This is a genomic window from Amycolatopsis sp. NPDC049252 (assembly GCF_043197175.1).
GTDB lineage: Bacteria > Actinomycetota > Actinomycetes > Mycobacteriales > Pseudonocardiaceae > Amycolatopsis.
The window spans coordinates 1-18,342 of sequence record NZ_JBICSQ010000121.1 but is presented as its reverse complement, the minus strand read 5'-3'; the positions used below and the strand labels follow the sequence as shown (position 1 = coordinate 18,342).

The following is an 18,342-nucleotide window of genomic DNA, read 5'->3' as shown; positions in this document are numbered from 1 at the left end:
GTGGGCAGGGGCACTCCTGGGGGGGGGGCGCCCCGCGGGGGGCGGCCCGGGTCGTCCGGGGGGCACGCCGGGGGCCGTTGTGACCGGGGGGTGGGGTCAGGCCGCCTTCGGCCGCGCGGCGCCCCCGCCGCCGAACGCCGGTTCGACACCCTCGGCCACCGGGAACTCGAACTGCTCCCGGCTTTCCTTGGACGGGCCGAACAGCGACTTCCACAGCACCTTGAGCGCGAAGCCCGGTCGCATCATCGCCTCCGGCTTCTGGACGAGGCCGGCGGTCTTGAAGTACTCGGCCGTGATCGCGCCGTCGTGGGTCGCCGCGATCTGCACCCGGCGCAGGAACCAGTTGCCCATCTTCACCTTGAACGTGCGCTCGCCTTCGACGCCCGGCAGGCTCAGGTCGATCTGGTTGGTCATCTCCCACGCCTGGTCGATGGCGTCGGTGGCCAGATCGCGGAAGTAGTCCTGCGGCACCGGCGCGGCCCCGCTGTGCAGGTGCTGGCGCAGCACGAGCGCGCACAGCGCGGCGACGCTCATGCCCTGGGCGTACACCGGGTTGAACGTGGTGACGGCGTCACCGGTGACGAGCAGGCCCTCGGGGAAGCGGCGCAGCTTCTGGTAGTGGCGGCGCAGCGTCGTCGGGAACTTGAACGGCATCGCCTTGTCGACCGGGTCCGCGTACCGCAGGGTGTTGTAGACGTCCTTGACGGGCAACGCCTTCAGCCACCCCATGAGCGCGTTGTACTCGGTGGGCGGGTGGTCGCCGAGGATGCCGTAGGTGGTCAGCTCCACCTTGCCGTCCTCCACCAGGAAGAAGACGTTGCCGCGGGGCGCGACGTCGTGCGCGATCTGGTTGATCGCGACGTCGTTGACGAACCCGTTGGCGCCCTCGCGCAGGCGGAAGTGCTGCGTCACGTAGCCGAGGTCGATCTTCTTGCGCTCCTCGACCGGCTTTTCGTACCCGAGCTGCTCCAGCCAGACCGGGGTCCGCGAGCCGCGGCCGGTGGCGTCGACCACCAGGTCGGCGTCGATGACCTCGGCGGTGTCGGTGCCGCGCTTCTGCACCCGGGCGCCGGTGACCTGGCTCTTGTCCGCCGACGTGGTCAGGCCGAGGATGTCGTGCTCCTCGATGAACTTCACGTTGGGGATCTGCTGCACGCGCTCGCGGATGAAGTACTCGAACATCGGCCGCACCACCCCGAGGGTGGTCAGGCCCGCGTGCTGCTGCTTGAGGCGGTTGCCCCGGGCGTACCACCGGCAGCTGCCGGACAGGTCGCCGGTCGGCACGCCGTTGTCGATCATCTCCTGCGTGAGCCCCGGGAAGAGCTCCTCCATCACCTGCACGCCGCGGGCGAGCAGGCCGTTGGCCTGGTGGCTCTGCGGGCAGAACCGCCGGACGCCCTTGACGCCGACGAGCTTGTCCCGGTCGACGATCTGCACCTCGTCGTAGGCGTCCGCGAGCACCCTGGCTGCGAACAGGCCGGCAATGCTGCCTCCGAGCACCACCGCGCGGGTCCCAGCTTCCTGGCCCATCGCGGTCACCTCCCTGATTCCGTGGTTGACATACCTGAGGGGCCCTCACATCGTGTTGCCGGCGGATTCGGCCGTCCTGCAAGCATCACACCGCCCGCGGTGCCAGGCTTCTCTGCCGTTGCGGGGTCGGGCCGGGCTTCACCGCGGCCCTGGCTTGGCGTCGCCCGGAAGCAGGAATCACGCAATGAAGAAGACGCCGTGTGTCCGCCGCAGGTGTGAACTGGTCGCATGTCCGAATTCGCAGGAAAGACGGTTCTCATTACCGGCGGTGGGAGCGGCATTGGTCTTGCCACCGCGAAGCAACTGGTCGAGGCGGGGGCGAACGTAGTGATCGCCGGGCGCCGCATCGAGCGTCTCGAAGTCGCGGCGAAAGAGCTGGATCCCACTGGTGATCGGGTTCTCGCCGTGGCCACGGATGTGGCCCGCACCGACGAGCTCGACGAACTGGTCAGCCGGATCCAGGATCGTTTCGGCCGGCTGGACGGTGTTTTCGCCAATGCCGGGCTGGCTTACGGCGGCCCGACCGCGGTGGTCACCGAGGCCGATTTCGACCAGGTCGCAGGCGTCAATTTCAAGGGCGCTTTCTTCACGATCCAGAAGGCGGTGACGCTGTTCGATGACGGCGGCGCCGTCGTGATCAACGGTACGTTCCTCGCGCACCGCGGCGTGGGTCCCGCCTCGCTGTACGCCGCGACGAAGGCCGCCGTGACCAACCTGGCCCGCTCGCTCGCCTCCGACCTGGCCGGCAGGGGAATCCGGGTCAACGCGGTCAGCCCTGGTTACATCGAGACGGAGATGCTCGACGGCCTCGCCCCGACCGAGGAGGCGCGCACCGCGTTCCGCACGCAGATCCCGCTCGGCCGGTTCGGCCGGCCCGAGGACATCGCCGAAGCGGTGACCTTCCTGCTGTCGCCGCGGGCGGCCTTCATCACCGGCCAGGACCTCGGGGTGGACGGCGGCCTGGCGAACTCGGTTCCGCTCGAGGCGCCCAGGTGACGGTGCGGGACCAATCGCGCACGGAAAGACAGCATGGGCTCGGCCACGCGGCCGAGCCCATTCTCTTTGCGTGAATGACCGATCTCACTCCCGGTGCCGGGTTCGTCACTACTCGGGTGACGGTGCGGAATAGCTCGCGCACGGAAAGACAGTGTGGTCGCGGCCGTCCGGCCGCGGCCATTCGTTGTGCATTGATCGTCCGTTTCCTTGGCTTCTTCCGCATCCACAGAGATGCCCGCGCCCAGCGGACCGCAGAGGATCGCGGTGGGGAGCGCACCGGAATGCGGTGCCAAGAAGAAACAATGAGCTCCGAGGAGCGGACAATGTTGAACCGAAGAAAACTTCTGGGGTGGATGACGGCGGGTGGCGTCGTGGGGGGCGTGGCGCTGATGCCTTCGGCCATGAGCGCGGGGGCGACCACGAGCGCACCGGACCACACCGGGCACGGGGCGGCGGCCGGCGGCGCACCGGCGGCCGCCGGGACCCGCGTGGCCGCGCAGTTCACGCAGTGCATGCCGGTACCGCAGCAGTTGACGCCCGTGCGCCGGAGCGACGGCACCGACGTCTACCGGATCCCCATCAAGACCGCGCAGTACGCGTTCACGCCCGGCAAGCCGACGCCGGTGCGGACCTTCGGCGGCACGTTCGTCGGGCCGACCATCCGCGCCAAGACGGGCACCCCGGTCGAGGTCACGTTCACCAACCAGCTGGACGTGACGTCCAACGTGCACCTGCACGGCGGCCACAACGCCTCGGCCGACGACGGCTACCCGATGGACCTGATCGCGCCGGGCGCGAGTCGCACGTACCACTACCCGAACAAGCAGCAGGGCGCGACGCTCTGGTACCACGACCACTCGCACGGTTCCGAGGCGGAGAACGTCTACAAGGGACTGCACGGCTTCTACGTCATCGACGACCCCGCGGAAGCCGCGCTGAACCTGCCCAGCGGGCAGTACGACGTGCCGATCATGATCCGCGACGCCCAGATCGACGCGAACGGCACCCTGGTCTGGCCGAGCTCCGTGCCGGACCGCACCACGGTGCTCGTCAACGGCGTGGCGGCGCCGTACTTCCAGGTGGCCGCGCGCAAGTACCGGTTCCGCCTGCTCAACACGGGCAACGAACGCGGGTTCCGGCTCACCCTCGGCGGTCTCCCGATGGTGCAGATCGGCTCCGACGGCGGCCTGCTGCCGGCGCCGGTGACGCGGACGGACATCACGTTCACCTCCGGGGAACGCGTGGACATCGTGGTCGACTTCTCCGGTCAGCCGATCGGGTCCAAGTTCGTGCTCTCCGACGTGTCGGGCCCGGTGCTCCGGTTCGACGTGACGCGCACCGCGGCCGACACCAGCCGGGTGCCCGCCACGCTGCGGGCGCTGCCCGCGCTGGGCACCCCGACCGTCGAGCGGAACGTCACGATGCGGTTCGACGACTCGGGCAACGTCGGCCTCGTCAACGACCTGCCCTACGACCCGAACCGGGTGGACTTCCAGGTCAAGCGCGGCGCGACGGAGATCTGGAACGTCACCAACACCGACACGGTGTGGGGTGCCCCGCACACGTTCCACCTGCACCTCGAGCAGTTCCGGGTGCTCTCCCGCGACGGCGCGGCGCCGACGCCGGACGACGCGGGCCGCAAGGACACGGTGCTGGTCATGCCGGGCGAAACGGTCCGGGTGCAGGCGACGTTCACCGATTACCTGGGCAAGTACCCGTTCCACTGCCATTTCCTGGACCATTCCTCGATCGGCATGATGGCGCAGATGGAAATCGTGCCGTAGCGAGGGTCCACTGAGGACAGTCGGGCGTCAAGCACATGGGGGGAAGGGCGGATTCGCCCTTCCCCCCATGTGCCGGTGACGCACGTCGACGCTCAGGCCGAGCCACGCTCGGCGAGCAGGTACAGGCCGTAGGCGGCGACCGTCGAGTTGTCCTTGATCTCGCCGTCGCGGATCATGCGCTCGAACTCGCGCCGGGTGACCCAGCGGTGCCGCATGTCCTGTTCGGACGGTTCGCGGTCGGGTGGGCCCGGGGTCAGGTCCGTGGCCACGAAGACGTCGCAGGCCTGCGGGCTCGCGCCGTGCCAGGCGAGCAGGTGGCCCAGGTGGTGCAGCGCGCCGGCGCGCAGGCCCGTCTCCTCGGCCAGCTCGGCTCGGGCCAGCTCCTCCGGCGTCCCGGTGCCCCAGTCCGGGAAGCACCCCTGCGGGAACTCCCAGTAGCGCCCGCGCACCGGGTAGCGGTACTGGTCGACCAGGTGGAACCCGTCGTTCTCGGTCGCCATGACCAGGGCGAAGTCGGGCCGCTCGATGACCGAGTAGATCCCCTCCGAGCCGTCCTGGCGTTCGATGCGGTCCTCGTGCACCGCGAGCCATTCGTTGCGGTACACCAGGCGCGTGGACAGCCGGCGGATCGGCGGATCGTCGACTTCGCCCATCACGCCCGCCTACGCGGCCTGGCCGAGGGTCCGTGCCGTGACGCACTCGCGCACGGCGTCGACCACGCGGCGCACGTCGTCGTCGCTCAGGCCCTGGTGCATGGGCAGCAGCAGGGTGCCGGCCGCGGCCGCCTCGGTGTTCGGCAGCGGGGTGGTCCAGCCGTAGGAGGGCACCTCGTGCAGCGGCGGGTAGCGGAACGTCGTGTAGACGCCGCGGGCGTAGAGGTCGCGGGCGACGACGTCGCGCAGCTCCGGGTCGAGCTGCACCCAGTACATGTAGTGGGACGTCCGGTGCCCCGCGGGCAGCGTGGGCGGGCGGCGCAGCCCGCCCAGGCCGGCGAAACCCTCGTCGTAGCTCGCCGCGACCTCGGCGCGGCGGGCGACGAACTCCGGCAGCCGCTCGAGCTGGACGATGCCGATCGCGCTGAGCACGTCGTTGGTGGTCGACCGGCGGGAGAACGACGTGACGTCGAAGTCCCACCAGCGGGTGCTGGCGCGCATGGCCTGGTCGAAGCCGCTGCGCTGTTCCATGCCCAGGTAGGCCACCTTCGGCGCGCGCGCCGCCAGCTCGGGGTCGCGGACGTAGAGCATGCCGCCGTCGACGGTCACCACGATCTTGCCGTGGTCGAAGCTCCACATGGCGATGTCGCCGAACGTGCCGCACGCCTGGCCGTCGACCCGCGAGTCGACGGCGATGGCGGCGTCCTCGATGAGCTTGACGCCCCGGTCGCGGCACAGCGCGGCGATCGCGACGACGTCACCGGGGTGGCCGCCGTAGTGCAGGACGATGACCGCCTTGGTGCGCGGGGTCAGCGCGGCCTCGATGTCCGCCACCCGCGGGTTGAGCGTGTGCGCGTCCACGTCGCAGAACACCGGCCGCGCGCCGCGCGAGGCGATCGCGTTGGCGGCGCCGACGAAGCTGATGGAGGGCAGCACGACCTCGTCGCCGGGGCCCACGCCGAGCAGGTCCATGGCGATGAACGTGGCCTCGGTGCACGAGTTGACCGACACGACGTGGTCCCGGCCGACACCGATGTGCTCGGCGAAGCGCGCCTCGAACTCGGCGGTGCGCTTGCCACGGCCGATCCAGTTGCTCTCGAAGACTTCCCGCACCGCGGCGAGTTCGCGTTCGCCGAGACAGGGTTGCATCACGTTGATGAGGTCGTTCATGGGCTCCCCTACCGACCGGACACTGGTCTCCGACATTCCCACCGCGCCCGCCCGGATGGCCTCTCCTCCAGTGCGGCGGTGGGCGCCCCCCTCCCGGCGTGCTCTGTTCCGCTCGGGGCAACGGAGAAGTGGTCCGCCGCCGTGGCCGTCCGTGACCCTGAAACCCAGGCGGCCGGCGGCGCCGACCGCGACATCGATTGGAGACGCGGATGCGATTCCTGTCCGAGAACGAGCCGATCACGGTGGCCGTGATCGGCTTCGGCTACGTCGGCTCGTGTGTGGCCGCGACGCTCGCGGACCGCGGGTTCGACGTCGTCGCGATCGACAGCGACCCCCAGCTGATCGAGGAACTCTCGTGGGGCTACTTCCGGATCGAGGAAGCGGGCCTGCCCGACATGGTCTTCCGCACCATGGAGGCGGGGAAACTGCGGGTCACCACCGACTTCGCCGAGACCGCCGCGGCGGACGTGATCCTGATCTGCGTCGGCACGCCGGTCCGCGACGACGGCTCGCTGTCCTCGGAGCAGCTGATCGGCGCCTGCCGTGAGCTGCGCAAGCACCTGCGGCGCGGGCAGCTCGTGGTGCTCAAGAGCACCGTCCCGCCCGGCACGACCCGGGAGGTCGTGCTCCCCGAGCTGGAGCGGAGCGGCCTGCGCGGCGGCGCCGACTTCAGCCTCGCCTTCACCCCGGAGCGGCTGGCCGAGGGCACCGCGCTCGCCGAGCTGCGCGCCTTCCCGATCGTCGCGGGCGGGTACAGCGAGGCCTGCGTGCGCGACGCCGTCGAGTTCTGGCGGCGCGGGCTGGGCGTCGAGGTGATCCGGCGCGACTCGCTGGAGGCGGCGGAGATCATCAAGCTGGCGAGCAACTGGTGGATCGACCTGAACATCGCGCTGGCCAACGAGCTCGCCAAGTTCTGCGCGATCTACGGCGTCGACGTCCTCGACGTCGTGTCCGCGGCCAACACCATCCCCAAGGGCACCGGGAACGTCAACATCCTGCTGCCGAGCGTCGGTGTCGGCGGCTCGTGCCTGACGAAGGACCCGTGGATGGTGTGGAAGTCCGCCCAGGAGCACGGGGTCGACATCCGGACCGCGGCCACCGGCCGTGAGGTCAACGCCGGGATGCCGGAGTACACCGCCCAGCTGGCGATCGACGAGCTGATCCGCCAGGGCAAGGACCCGGCGCGGTCCGTCGTCGGCGTGCTCGGCCTGGCGTTCAAGAACAACACCGGCGACCTGCGGGCGACCCCGACGGCGGCGACGGTGAAGGCGCTGCGGAAGGCGGGCGCGACCGTGCGCCTGTACGACCCGCTCGTCGAGGCGAAGCAGGTCGAGCCGATCTTCGGGATCGCCCCGTCGGCGACGGTGGAGGAGACCGTCCGCGACGCCGACTGCATCGCGGTGCTCGCCCTGCACCGCGACTTCGAGAGCATCGACTTCGCGGCCCTGCCGGTGGCGAAGCCGTGCGTGCTGCTCGACGGGCGCGCCTACTACTCGAAGGAGCGGATCGCCGAGCTGACCGCCGCCGGCTACGCCTACCGGGGCGTCGGCCGCGGCAGCGCGCTCCGGAAACCCGAAGGCGGGCTCGAGTGGGCGGAGGCGAGCTGATGGCGGGTCGTGTGTCCCGACGGGTCCTGGTCACCGGCGGCGCCGGGTTCATCGGCCACCACCTCGTCGAACGCCTCCTGGACCGCGGTGACGAGGTCACCGTCTTCGACGCGGTCGCGCCGCGCGAGGCGGCCGGCGACCGGGTCCGGGTCGTCGAAGGCGATCTCCGGGACATCTCCGCGCTCGGCCGGGCCGCGGCCGGCGCCGACGTCGTGTTCCACCTCGCCGCCGTGGTGGGGGTGGACCAGTACCTCGCGCGTCCCCTCGACGTCGTCGACATCAACTTCACCGGCACCCGCAACGTGCTCGAGGTCGCCGACCGCGCCGGCGCCAAGGTCGTGCTCAGCTCGACGAGCGAGGTGTTCGGCAAGAACCCGGCGGTGCCGTGGCCCGAGGGCGGCGACCGGGTGCTCGGCTCCACCGCGTCCGACCGGTGGTCCTACTCCTCGAGCAAGGCGCTGGCCGAGCACCTGACGTTCGCCTTCGCGCGCCAGCACGGGCTCGAAGCGGCGATCGTGCGCTACTTCAACGTGTACGGCCCCCGCCAGCGCCCGGCCTACGTCGTCAGCCGCTCGGTCCACCGCGCGCTGAACGGGAAACCGCTCGTGGTCTACGACAAGGGCCGCCAGACCCGCTGCTTCACCTTCATCGACGACGCGGTGGAAGGCACGCTGCGCGCCGCGGAGCACCCGGGCGCGGTCGGCGAGGCGTTCAACATCGGCAGCATGGTCGAGACCACCGTGGGCGAGGTCGTGCGGCTCATCGGCGAGCTGACCGGCGTTCAGTCCATTGTGGACGTCGACACCGCGGAGAAGCTCGGCGCGTCCTACGAGGACCTGATGCGGCGCGTGCCGGACAACGCCAAGGCGGGCCGGATCCTCGACTGGCGGCCGGAAACGTCGTTGCGGGACGGGTTGATCAAGACCATCGAGTGGGCACGGGCGAGCGACTGGTGGCTCAACCTGTCCGACAACGGAGCCGTGTGACGGCCGCCGGGCGGTCGCGACAGGACAGTGAGGGAGTTATGGAAACTACCACTTGCCGGGTGTGCGACGGCGCGGTGAGCGAATTCGTCGACCTGGGCGACCAGCCGACGGCCAACGGCTTCCTGCTGCCCGAGGAGGTGTCCGCGGAGTTCCGGTTCCGGCTCGCGGTCGGCGCCTGCGAGGGCTGCGGCCTGGTGCAGCTGGTCACCGTGGTGCCGCAGGAGTTCCGCTACCACGCGGGCTACCGCTACCACGCGTCCGGCTCGGTGAGCCACCGCGAGCACTTCGCGGCCGACGCGCGGCACTTCCTCGAGGCGGAGCTGACCGGCCCGGACCCGTTCATCGTCGAGATCGGCTGCAACGACGGCGTCATGCTCGGCACCATCGCCGCCGCCGGTGTCCGCCACCTCGGTGTGGAGCCGTCCGGGAACGTCGCGGACATCGCGCGGGAGAAGGGCATCCAGGTGCTGTCCGCCTTCTTCGACGAGGACTGCGCGGCCCGGGTGCACGCCGAGCACGGTCCGGCCGACGTCGTCTTCGGCGCCAACACCATCTGCCACATCGCGCACATCGACTCGGTGTTCCGCGGCCTGGAGACGCTGCTCACGCCGGGCGGGGTGTTCGTGTTCGAGGAGCCCTACCTCGCCACGATCGTCAACGGGATGGCGTTCGACCAGATCTACGACGAGCACGTCTACTACTTCAGCGCGGCCTCGGTGCAGGCGATGGCGGCGAAGTTCGGGTTCGAGCTGGTCGACGCGGAGCGCATCGCCATGCACGGCGGCGAAGTGCGCTACACGATCGCCCGCCCGGGTGCGCGGGTGCCGTCGGCGCGGCTGGCGGAACTGCTGGCCGAGGAGGAGTCGAGCAAGCTCAACGAGCCGGCCACCCTCGCGGAGTTCGGCCGCAACGTCGCGCGCATCCGCGACGACCTGGTCGCGCTGCTGCGGCAGCTGCGCGCGGACGGCAAGACGATCGTCGGCTACGGCGCCCCCGGCAAGAGCTCGACGGTCACCACCTACTGCGGGATCGACACCGAGCTGGTGCCGTTCGTCTGCGACTCGACACCCGGCAAGCAGGGCCGCCTGCTGCCCGGCTCGCACCTGCCGGTCCGGCCGCCCGCCGACTTCGCCGACCCGTACCCGGACTACGCGCTGCTGTTCGCCTGGAACCACGCCGAGGAGATCATGGCGAAGGAGCAGGCGTTCCGCGACGGCGGCGGGAAGTGGATCCGCTACGTGCCCGAGGTCGAGGTGATCTGACGCCCGGAGCACGCGGGGCCGTCACCGGAGGAATCCGGTGACGGCCCTTTTTGCTGCCGGGGTCAGGCCGCTGACCAGGCGTTTTGTCTCGCCGGGCGGATCTTTCGAGGTTTCCGGGGCGATCACCGATGATTTTTTCCCACCCCGGCCGTCGTACTGGGTAGAGGCTGGCGAACACGCCGGACGACGGATACGAGGAGACCACGATGACCGAACAGAAGCTCGCCACGCGCCAGGCCCCGGCCGAGACGGCCCAGCGTCCGGGCAAGGCGTGGCACATCGTGCTGTGGGTGCTGCAGATCGCCGTGGCGGCGGAGTTCCTCCTGGCCGGCATCGCCAAGGTCACCGCCAACCCGCAGATGGTCGACATGTTCGCCGAGATCGGCGCCGGCCAGTGGTTCCGGGTGGTGACCGGCCTGCTGGAGCTGGCGGGCGCGGTGGGCCTGCTGATCCCGGTGCTGAGCGGCCTGGCCGGGCTCGGCCTGGCGGCGCTGTCGATCGGCGCGACGATCACGAACGTCTTCGTCCTGCACACGAACACCACGATCACCGTCGCGCTGTTCGTGGTCGCGGCCGTGATCGCCTGGGGCCGCCGCGGGCGCACCGCGGACCTGGCGAGCCGGTTCAAGCGCTGAGGGCACCGACGCGGTCGTCCCGTCGCCGCCGCCGTCGGCGGGACGACCGCCCGGGGGCCGGTTCTCCGAGCGTGCTCAGTCGGTGCGGAAACCGCTCCGCACGGGGGATGACGGCCGAATTGCGGTCCCGGGCGCCGTATCGTCGTGCGGGCGCCGCCCAAGTCGTTCACCTGGTTCGAGCACGGAGGATTTCATGAGCACACCGGGAACTCGGCTGGACGAGGAGGACCACACCCTGGTCGCCGCCGCCCTGGCGGGCGACCGCGAGGCTTTCGGCGGGTTCGTCGAACGCTACCGGGCGGCCCTGCAGGTGCACTGCTACCGGATGCTCGGCTCGCTCGACGACGCCGAGGACATGGTGCAGGAGACGTTCCTCCGGGCGTGGAACAAGCGGACCACGTTCGAACGCCGCTCGGCGTTCCGCTCCTGGCTGTACCGCATCGCGACCAACGCGTGCCTCGACCACCTCGACCGGCGCGCGCGCCAGCCGGTGCCGCACGACCTCGGTCCCGGGGCCGAGGCGGCGACGTCGCCGAGCGAGCTGCCGTGGCTGCAGCCGGTGCCCGACCGGCTGCTGGACGCCGTGAGCACGAGCGAGGGCGACCCGCAGGCGGCCGTGGTCGACAAGGAGACGATCGAGCTCGCGTTCCTCACCGCCATCCAGTACCTGCCGCCGCGGCAGCGCGCCGTGCTGGTGATGCGCGACGTGCTGGGCTGGCCGGCCAAGGACACGGCCGAGCTGCTGGGGATGTCCGTCCCGTCGGCCAACAGCGGGCTGCAGCGGGCCCGCGCCGCGCTCAAGGAGCACCTGCCGCCGCGGCGCCTGGAGTGGGCGCCGGACACCGACCCGACCGAGGCGGAACGCGCGCTGCTGCAGCAGTACATGGCCGCCCACGAAAAGGTCGACCTGGACGCGATCACCGAGCTGCTCTGCGCCGACGCGCGGCTGACGATGCCGCCGCTGCCGGTGCTCTACGACGGCCGGGAGACCATCGTGGCCTTCGCCGGCCAGACGGTCGGCGAAGGCCGGTACGGCGAGTTCCGGCTGGTGCCGACCCGGGCCAACCGGCAGCCCGCGTGCGCGAAGTACGTGTGCCGGCCCGGGGACGACGAGTTCCGCGCGCACTCGCTCGACGTGCTGCGCGTCGCGGACGGGAGGGTCGCGGAGATCACCACGTTCCAGCCGGACGTGTTCCCGGCCTTCGACCTGCCGCCGCTGTTGTCAGTGGGCGCCAGAGATGCCGGACGATGAGCACGGCCCGCTTCCCCTGCTCGACGGGGCACTGCCGGCGAGCTTCCACCGCGAGGAGGTCCTCGTCCCGCCGGACCCGCCGCGCGTCCTCGACGGTGCGGAGTGGCCGGACGGGCTGATCGTGGTCGAGTGCGGGGTCCTCGAGGTGACGACCCCGGACGGCGCCACCGCCCGGTTCGGCCCGGGTTCGGTGCTGGCCTTCGCCCGGACGAGGGCGGCGGCGATCCGCGGCGGTGACGGGGAAGCGGCGGTGCTGGTGGTGGTGACCCGGCGGTGGCCGGCGCAGCGGGTCACCGACGCCCCCTGACCGTCCGAAGTGGACACGCCGGGCTGGGCTCACGAGGAGATGCGGCGCGGGGCGCCGGCCGGGGACACTCGTGGGGACCACCGGAACATCCACGATGGGGGCGACGGTTGAGTGCGACGTGTGACCGGTTGCGCGTGCCGGGCGCGAGCCTGTACTTCGAGGTGCGCGGCACGGGCCCGGCGCTGCTGCTGATCCCGACCGGCAACGGTGACGGCGGCCCGTACACCCCGCTGGCGGAGGCGCTCGCCGACCGGCACACCGTGATCACCTACGACAAGCGGGCCTATTCGCGCAGCCCGCTCGACGCGCCCGACGACGGCACGGACCGGGTGGGGGCCGACGTCGAGGACGCGCGTGCGCTCATCGAGCACGTGGCGGGCGGCCGGGCGGACGTGCTGGGTGGCAGCTCGGGCGCGATCGTGGCCCTGGAGCTGCTCGCGCGGCACCCGCGGTGCGTCGGCACGTCGGTCGTGCACGAGCCGCCGCTGGCCTCGGTGCTGCCGGACGCCGAGGAGTGGCTGGCGTTCTACGCGAACCTCTACGCGACCTACCAGGACGCCGGCCCGGTGGTCGCGATGGGGATCTTCCGCGAGCGGATGGGCATGCGGGGCACGACGAAACCGCCGGACGACGCGCAGCTCCCGCCGGACGAGCTGGCCGACATGCTGGCGCGCATCCGCTCGAACCACACGCAGTGGTTCGAGCGGGAGGTGCGCGACTACCCGGCGGTCGTCCCGGACGTCGAGGCGCTGCGGGCGGTCGCCGGCCGGCTCGTCCTCGGCGGCGGCGACACCTCCCGCGACGACTTCCCGTACCAGCCGAACCGGGTGCTCTCGGCCCGCGTCGGCGTCCCGATCACCCACTTCCCCGGCGGGCACGTCGGGTTCGTGACCCAGCCGGGGGAGTTCGCCGATGCCCTGTCCGCCCTGCTCACCGCCCGCCGGTGAAGTGAACCCGCACTGGCGGAGATGCGTCGCGACGCGGGCGGGCGCTGAGATGGAGCCTGCCCCCGGCGAGCCGGGCAAACCCGCCACCAGAAGGAGATTCCCATGCGCGTCCTGTTTGCCTGCTACCCGGCGCACGCGCACCTGTTACCGCTCGTCACCACCGCGTGGGGGCTGCAGAGCGCGGGTCACGACGTGCGCGTCGCGTCCTTCCACGGCCTCTCGAGCACGATCTCGGCCGCCGGCCTGATTCCGGTGCCGCTCGGTGACCCGGACGCGATCGAGGCGCGCTTCCTGGAGGACGCCGGGCTGCCGAGCGGCACCGACGAGATCGACCGCTACGCGAAGGCGCTCGCCATCGAGCCGCACGAGCGGGACGCGTGGGACGTGTTCTTCCAGTACATGCTGCTGCCGTGCGGCGACTACCTGCGCGAAGACCGGCAGGAGGCGGCCGATCTCGTGGCGTTCGCCCGCACCTGGCAGCCGGACCTGGTGATCTACGACCCGACGTTCCCGATCGCCGCCATCGCGGCGAAGGCGTGCGGCGCGGCCCAGGCCCGGTTCCTGCTCGGCCCGGACATCTACGCGTGGAGCCTCGACCGGCTCGCCGCCTACCGGCAGCAGGTGCTCGACGCCGGTCTCGAGGAGAACCCGCTCGGGGCGCTGATCGCGCCGGTCGCGGAGCGCCTCGGCGTCGAGATGGGCGACGACCTGCTGTACGGGCACTTTTCGCTGGACGCGGTGTCACCCGGCCTGCGGATGCCGACGAGCGCCAAGACGGTCCCGGTCCGCTACGTGCCGTTCGCCGGCTCGGCCGAGCTGCCCGGCTGGCTGTACACCAAGCCGGAGCGGCCGCGGGTCGCGGTCTCGCTCGGGGTGTCCACCCGGCAGGCGTTCACCGGCTCGCACGTGCGGGACGAGGCCGAGCGTGGGGAGAACGCGCTCACCTTCGACATGAACCCCGAAGTGAGCCGGCTGACCATGCTGATGGAGGCGGTGGCCGAGCTCGACATCGAGGTGGTCGCGACGCTGAGCGAAGGCCAGCTCGCCGGCCTCCCGCCGCTGCCGGCGAACGTGCGGGCCGTGCACTACCTCCCGCTGCCCCAGCTGCTGGCGACCTGCTCCGCGGTCGTCTACCACGGCGGGATCGGCACGCTCGCCGCGGCGACCGGGGCCGCGGTGCCGCAGCTGATCTTCGACACCGGTGAGGCGGCCCGCGTCGTGGTCACCGTCGCGGAAGACGGCAGTGTCGAGTACGCGATGCCGGACAAGAAGGTGGAGGCCACCTGGGTGTCCAACTTCGTCATCGACCGGGGCGCGGGCGAGCGGCTGAACCACAAGACCCAGACGGTCGAGGAGATCCGCAAGCTGGTCCAGCAGGTGGTGGAGAACCCGTCCTACCGCGAGGGCGCCCGAGCCCTGCGCGACGAGTGGCTGGCCACCCCGGGCCCGAACGACATCGTCCCGACGCTGGAGGTCCTCGCGGCGCACCACCGCACCCGCTGACGCTCGACCGACCGCGGCGCACCGGCTTCGGCCGGTGCGCCGCAGTGGTCGTTCGGCAGGGCGCCTGCTGAAACCGCCCGATGCTCGAGGCCTTCACCGCCTGCACCTCGCACCCCGCTGACGCTCGGCTTACTGCGGCGCACCGGTTTCGGTCGAGGCGCCGCAGTTGTAGTTCGGCAGGGTGCCCGCCGAGACCGCCCCGAAGCTAGGGCTTTCACCGCCCGCACGTCGCACCTGCTGGCGCTCGACCTGCTGCGGCGCACCGGTTTCAGCCGGTGCGCCGCAGTTGTCGTTCCGGGGTTGGGCATCGGCCCGGCTGTTGTTGCACACTGGCGCGGATTCGGCGCGGAGTTTGGTTCCCTGCCCTCGGTGACCCGGGCCTGCTGGCTCGTCGAGCAGCAACGGATTGGCTGGTGCGCCGCGGTCATCGATTCGACCAGGCGATCAGGCGACGCAAGTCAAGGTGCGCAACAGGAATAACGGGCCCGGCGCCACCACGCGCCGGGCCCGTTTCCTTCTTCCTGCCTCACACCATTGTGCGCAGGACCTTCTTGTCCGCCTTGCCGACCGCGGTGTGCGGGAAGGCGTCCAGCACCACCAGCCGCTCCGGCAGCTTGAACGCCGCCAAGCCGCGGGCGGTGAGCGTGGCGCACAGTTCCTCGAGGGTCAGCGTGTGGCCCGCGTGCAGGCGGGCGAACAGGCAGACGCGCTCGCCCAGCGCCGGGTCCGGCATGGCCACCGCGGCGGCTTCCGCCACGGCCGGCAGTTCCTGGGCCAGGGTTTCGACCTCGGCGGCGGAGATCTTCTCGCCGCCGCGGTTGATCAGGTCCTTGACCCGGCCGCACACGACCACGTTGCCTTCCGGCGTGAGGCGCACCAGGTCGCCCGTGCGGAACCAGCCGTCCGGGGTGAACGACTGCCGGTTGACCTCCGGCACGCCGAAGTAGCCGCGCGGGGTGTACGGGCCGCGGGTGAGCAGTTCGCCCACCTCGCCCGGGCCGACCGGCTCGCCGTCCGGGCCGGCCAGGAGCAGCTCGTCGAACGGGCTGATCGGCCGGCCCTGCGTGCCGTGCGCCTCCTCGTCGGCGGCGTCCGGGGCCGTGTAGCAGACCAGGCCCTCCGCCATCCCGTACACCTGCTGCACCCGGCAGCCCAGCGCCGGCCCGATGCGCGCGGCCACCTCCGGCGCGAGCACCGAGCCGCCGACGTGCACGTGCCGCAGGGTGCGAAGGTCCCGGGTGCTCGCCGCCGCCGCTTCCATCCACTTGAGCACGACCGCCGGGACGGCCGACGTCACGGTGACGCCCTCCGCCTCGATCGCCTCGAACACCGGCTCCGGGCGCGGGGAGGGCAGCAGGACGGCCCGGCCGCCGGCGTGCAGCGCGCCCAGGATGCCCGGGTTGGCGAGCGGGAAGTTGTGCCCGGCCGGGAGCACCGTCAGGTAGACGGTGTCCGGGTCGAACCCGCACGCGGCCGCGCACCGGCGGATGTTGTACTCGTAGTCGTCGTGGGTGCGGCCGATCACCTTGGGCACCCCCGTCGTCCCGCCCGAGAGCAGGAACACCGCGACGTCGGAGGCGGCGGGCGCGTGCTCGTCCAGCCACTGCCGGCGCGCCTCCGGGTCACCGGACTGCTTGATCAGCCCCCGGACGTCGACGTTGCCCGCCCGCACCTCGTCGCCGACCACCAGCACCCGCGCCGGCCCGGGCAGCGTCGCCGCGACCCGTTCCGCGAGGTCCTGGTGGTCGTAGCCCTTCAAGGTGTCCGGCACGATCAGGGCCTTCGCCCGCACGTGCGCGCCGATGGACGCCAGCTCGTGCTCGCGGTGCGGCGGCAGCATCATCACCGGCGCCACCCCCAGCCGGAAGCAGGCGAGCGTGACGACCACGAACTCCCACTGGTTCGGCAGCTGCACGAGGACCGTGTCGCCGCGGCCCAGCCCGCTTTCCGCGAGCCCGGCGGCCAGGCCGTCGGCCCGCTCGGCCAGCTCGCGGTAGGTGAGCCGGACCGCACCGTCCACAATGGCCACCCGGTCCGGACGGCGCCGCGCCCACTCCCACAGGTACGACCCGAGCGGACGGCCGCGCCAGCAGCCGGCCGCGCGGTAGGCGTGGGCCAGGTCCGCGGGCCACGGCACCACCCGCTCGAGGATGTCGTCGCCGGATCCGCTCACGCCGCCTGCTCCAGTTCCGCCGGGGTGAGCCGCTCGGCGAGCAGCTCGACCACCGCCTCGACGGTCGGCCGGTCCCAGAACAGCGTCGACGGGAGCTGCAGGCCGAACCGCCGCTCGAGGCCGCGCCGGATCCGCACCGTCATCACCGAGTCCAGGCCCATCTCGACCAGCGGCCGGCGCGGGTCCACCTCGGCGGCCGGCAGCTGCGTCTCCGCCGACACCTGGGCGCGGATCTCGCCGGTCAGCACGGCCACCAGCTCCGGCCCGGTCAGCCCGGCCCACGGCTCGTCCTGCTCCTGCTCGCCGGAGTCCGGCGTCGTGTCCTCGGGCAGCGCCGAGAGCACGGGCAGCCGGAGGTCGCCCGGCCCCAGCGGGACCGTGCGCAGCACGGCCGCGTACCCGAGGTCGTGCTGCTCGACCACCTCCCACGCGGCGAACGCGTCGGCGAGGGCGATGTCCGCGGTGCCGCGGGCGGCCAGCTCGACGTCGATGATCGCCGACGAGGTGGACATGCCGAGGCCGCGCCACGACGTCCAGCCGAAGCTGGTCGCCCCGCGGTCGCCGGCGGCGCGCCGGTGCGCGGCGAGCGCGTCGAGGAACGCGTTGGCCGCCGCGTAGCTGGCCTGGCCCGGCAGCCCGAGCAGGTAGCCGCTGGAGGAGAACAGCGCGAAGAAGTCCACGCTGCCCGGCGGGAACAGCCGGTGCAGGGTCAGCCCGCCGTCCACCTTGGGACGCAGCACCGTGCGCAGCGACTCCTCGTCGAGGGTGCGCAGCGCGCGGTTGTCCAGCACCCCGGCCGCGTGCACGACACCGCGGAACGGCGGCAGCCCGAGCGCGGCGGGCGAGAGCAGGCGGGCGGCCTCGTCGTGGTCGGCGATGTCCACCGCGACCGCGACGACGGTGACCCCGAGCCGCTCCAGCGAGCGCACGGCCTCGAGCCGCGCCACCGTCTCCGGGTCGGTCTCGGTGTCCCAGGTGTCCCGCGGCGGCAGCCCGTGGCGGCCGGCGAGCACGATGCGCCGCGCTCCCCGGTCGGCCAGCCACTGCGCGACCCGCAGGCCGAGCACGCCGAGCCCGCCGGTGACCAGGTAGGTGCCGTCCGGCTGGCAGCCGCGCAGGCGCCCCGACGGCTCGCCGTCGAGGGCGAGCAGGCGGGGGACCAGCGGCTCGCCGTCATGGATCGCGACGACGTCCTCGCCGCGGACGGTCCTCAGCACGTCGAGCAGCGCCGGGACGTCCTCGGGCGAGTCGCCGACGTCGACGACGCCGCCCCAGATCTCGGGGTGCTCGCCGCCGATGATCCGCCCGACGCCCCACGCCGAGGCGTGCGCGAGCGCGGCTTCGTCCGCGCCCTGCCGCACGCCCTGCGTGACGCACCACAACCGGGCCTGGCCCGAGGCCAGCCGCTGGGCGGTGGCGGCGAGCAGCCACGACGTCTCGGTGGCCGCCGCACCCGCCGTGCCGGGACGGGCCCGGCCCGGCACGACGAGGACGTCGTGCCCGCCGGACAGTTCGTCCTCGGTCAGCTCGTCCGGGC

15 protein-coding genes are annotated in these 18,342 nt (G+C 72.0%); 10 read left to right on the top strand and 5 right to left on the bottom strand.

Annotated features, from left to right (window positions below; translation table 11 throughout):
- Positions 1-96 precede the first annotated feature (96 nt).
- Positions 97-1,530 carry an FAD-dependent oxidoreductase gene (locus ACGFMK_RS45955; protein ID WP_392777374.1) on the bottom strand — a complete coding sequence of 478 codons (1,434 nt, stop codon included), beginning with the start codon at positions 1,528-1,530 and terminating at the stop codon, positions 97-99.
- 228 nt (positions 1,531-1,758) lie between these two features.
- Here ACGFMK_RS45955 and ACGFMK_RS45950 point away from each other — a divergent pair, with 228 nt between their 5' ends.
- Together ACGFMK_RS45950 and ACGFMK_RS45945 are read left to right on the top strand one after the other, a co-directional pair.
- Positions 1,759-2,526, top strand: a complete 768-nt coding sequence (locus ACGFMK_RS45950; protein WP_392777371.1) for an SDR family NAD(P)-dependent oxidoreductase — start codon at positions 1,759-1,761, stop codon at positions 2,524-2,526.
- 323 nt (positions 2,527-2,849) lie between these two features.
- Positions 2,850-4,310, top strand: a complete 1,461-nt coding sequence (locus tag ACGFMK_RS45945; RefSeq protein WP_392777369.1) for a multicopper oxidase family protein — start codon at positions 2,850-2,852, stop codon at positions 4,308-4,310.
- A gap of 92 nt (positions 4,311-4,402) precedes the next feature.
- Here the strand turns inward: ACGFMK_RS45945 and ACGFMK_RS45940 are convergent, their stop codons facing one another.
- Positions 4,403-4,963 carry an NUDIX domain-containing protein gene (locus ACGFMK_RS45940; protein ID WP_392777366.1) on the bottom strand — a complete coding sequence of 187 codons (561 nt, stop codon included), beginning with the start codon at positions 4,961-4,963 and terminating at the stop codon, positions 4,403-4,405.
- Between the two features lie 9 nt (positions 4,964-4,972).
- A complete protein-coding gene (locus ACGFMK_RS45935) occupies positions 4,973-6,133 on the bottom strand; it encodes a DegT/DnrJ/EryC1/StrS family aminotransferase (protein ID WP_392777363.1) in 1,161 nt (386 codons plus the stop codon).
- A 209-nt stretch (positions 6,134-6,342) separates the two neighbouring features.
- On the opposite strand from ACGFMK_RS45935, the gene ACGFMK_RS45930 reads away from it, so the two are divergent.
- The 8 genes from ACGFMK_RS45930 to ACGFMK_RS45895 all read left to right on the top strand — a co-directional run bounded on the left by ACGFMK_RS45930 (position 6,343) and on the right by ACGFMK_RS45895 (position 14,632).
- Positions 6,343-7,740 (top strand): nucleotide sugar dehydrogenase, encoded by a 1,398-nt coding sequence (locus ACGFMK_RS45930; RefSeq protein ID WP_392777360.1) that lies wholly within the window; start codon positions 6,343-6,345, stop codon positions 7,738-7,740.
- 11 nt (positions 7,741-7,751) lie between these two features.
- Positions 7,752-8,726 (top strand): NAD-dependent epimerase/dehydratase family protein, encoded by a 975-nt coding sequence (locus tag ACGFMK_RS45925; protein WP_392777357.1) that lies wholly within the window; start codon positions 7,752-7,754, stop codon positions 8,724-8,726.
- A gap of 38 nt (positions 8,727-8,764) precedes the next feature.
- Positions 8,765-9,988, top strand: coding sequence for a methyltransferase domain-containing protein (locus ACGFMK_RS45920; protein WP_392777354.1), 1,224 nt, complete (start codon positions 8,765-8,767; stop codon positions 9,986-9,988).
- Between the two features lie 206 nt (positions 9,989-10,194).
- A complete protein-coding gene (locus ACGFMK_RS45915; protein ID WP_392777351.1) occupies positions 10,195-10,623 on the top strand; it encodes a DoxX family protein in 429 nt (142 codons plus the stop codon).
- 193 nt (positions 10,624-10,816) lie between these two features.
- On the top strand, positions 10,817-11,875 hold the full coding sequence (locus ACGFMK_RS45910; protein WP_392777348.1) for an RNA polymerase subunit sigma-70: 1,059 nt from the start codon (positions 10,817-10,819) through the stop codon (positions 11,873-11,875).
- On the top strand, positions 11,862-12,182 hold the full coding sequence (locus tag ACGFMK_RS45905; protein ID WP_392777345.1) for a hypothetical protein: 321 nt from the start codon (positions 11,862-11,864) through the stop codon (positions 12,180-12,182). The genes ACGFMK_RS45910 and ACGFMK_RS45905 overlap by 14 nt, the downstream gene beginning before the upstream one ends.
- A gap of 107 nt (positions 12,183-12,289) precedes the next feature.
- Positions 12,290-13,129 (top strand): alpha/beta fold hydrolase, encoded by an 840-nt coding sequence (locus tag ACGFMK_RS45900; RefSeq protein ID WP_392777342.1) that lies wholly within the window; start codon positions 12,290-12,292, stop codon positions 13,127-13,129.
- A gap of 102 nt (positions 13,130-13,231) precedes the next feature.
- Positions 13,232-14,632, top strand: coding sequence for a nucleotide disphospho-sugar-binding domain-containing protein (locus tag ACGFMK_RS45895; protein WP_392777340.1), 1,401 nt, complete (start codon positions 13,232-13,234; stop codon positions 14,630-14,632).
- A 526-nt stretch (positions 14,633-15,158) separates the two neighbouring features.
- Here ACGFMK_RS45895 and ACGFMK_RS45890 read toward each other — a convergent pair.
- Together ACGFMK_RS45890 and ACGFMK_RS45885 are read right to left on the bottom strand one after the other, a co-directional pair.
- Positions 15,159-16,805, bottom strand: a complete 1,647-nt coding sequence (locus ACGFMK_RS45890) for a (2,3-dihydroxybenzoyl)adenylate synthase (protein WP_392777337.1) — start codon at positions 16,803-16,805, stop codon at positions 15,159-15,161.
- Positions 16,802-18,342: beta-ketoacyl reductase (locus ACGFMK_RS45885; protein ID WP_392777334.1), on the bottom strand; the 1,541-nt coding region annotated here is incomplete at its 5' end. The genes ACGFMK_RS45885 and ACGFMK_RS45890, both read right to left, overlap by 4 nt.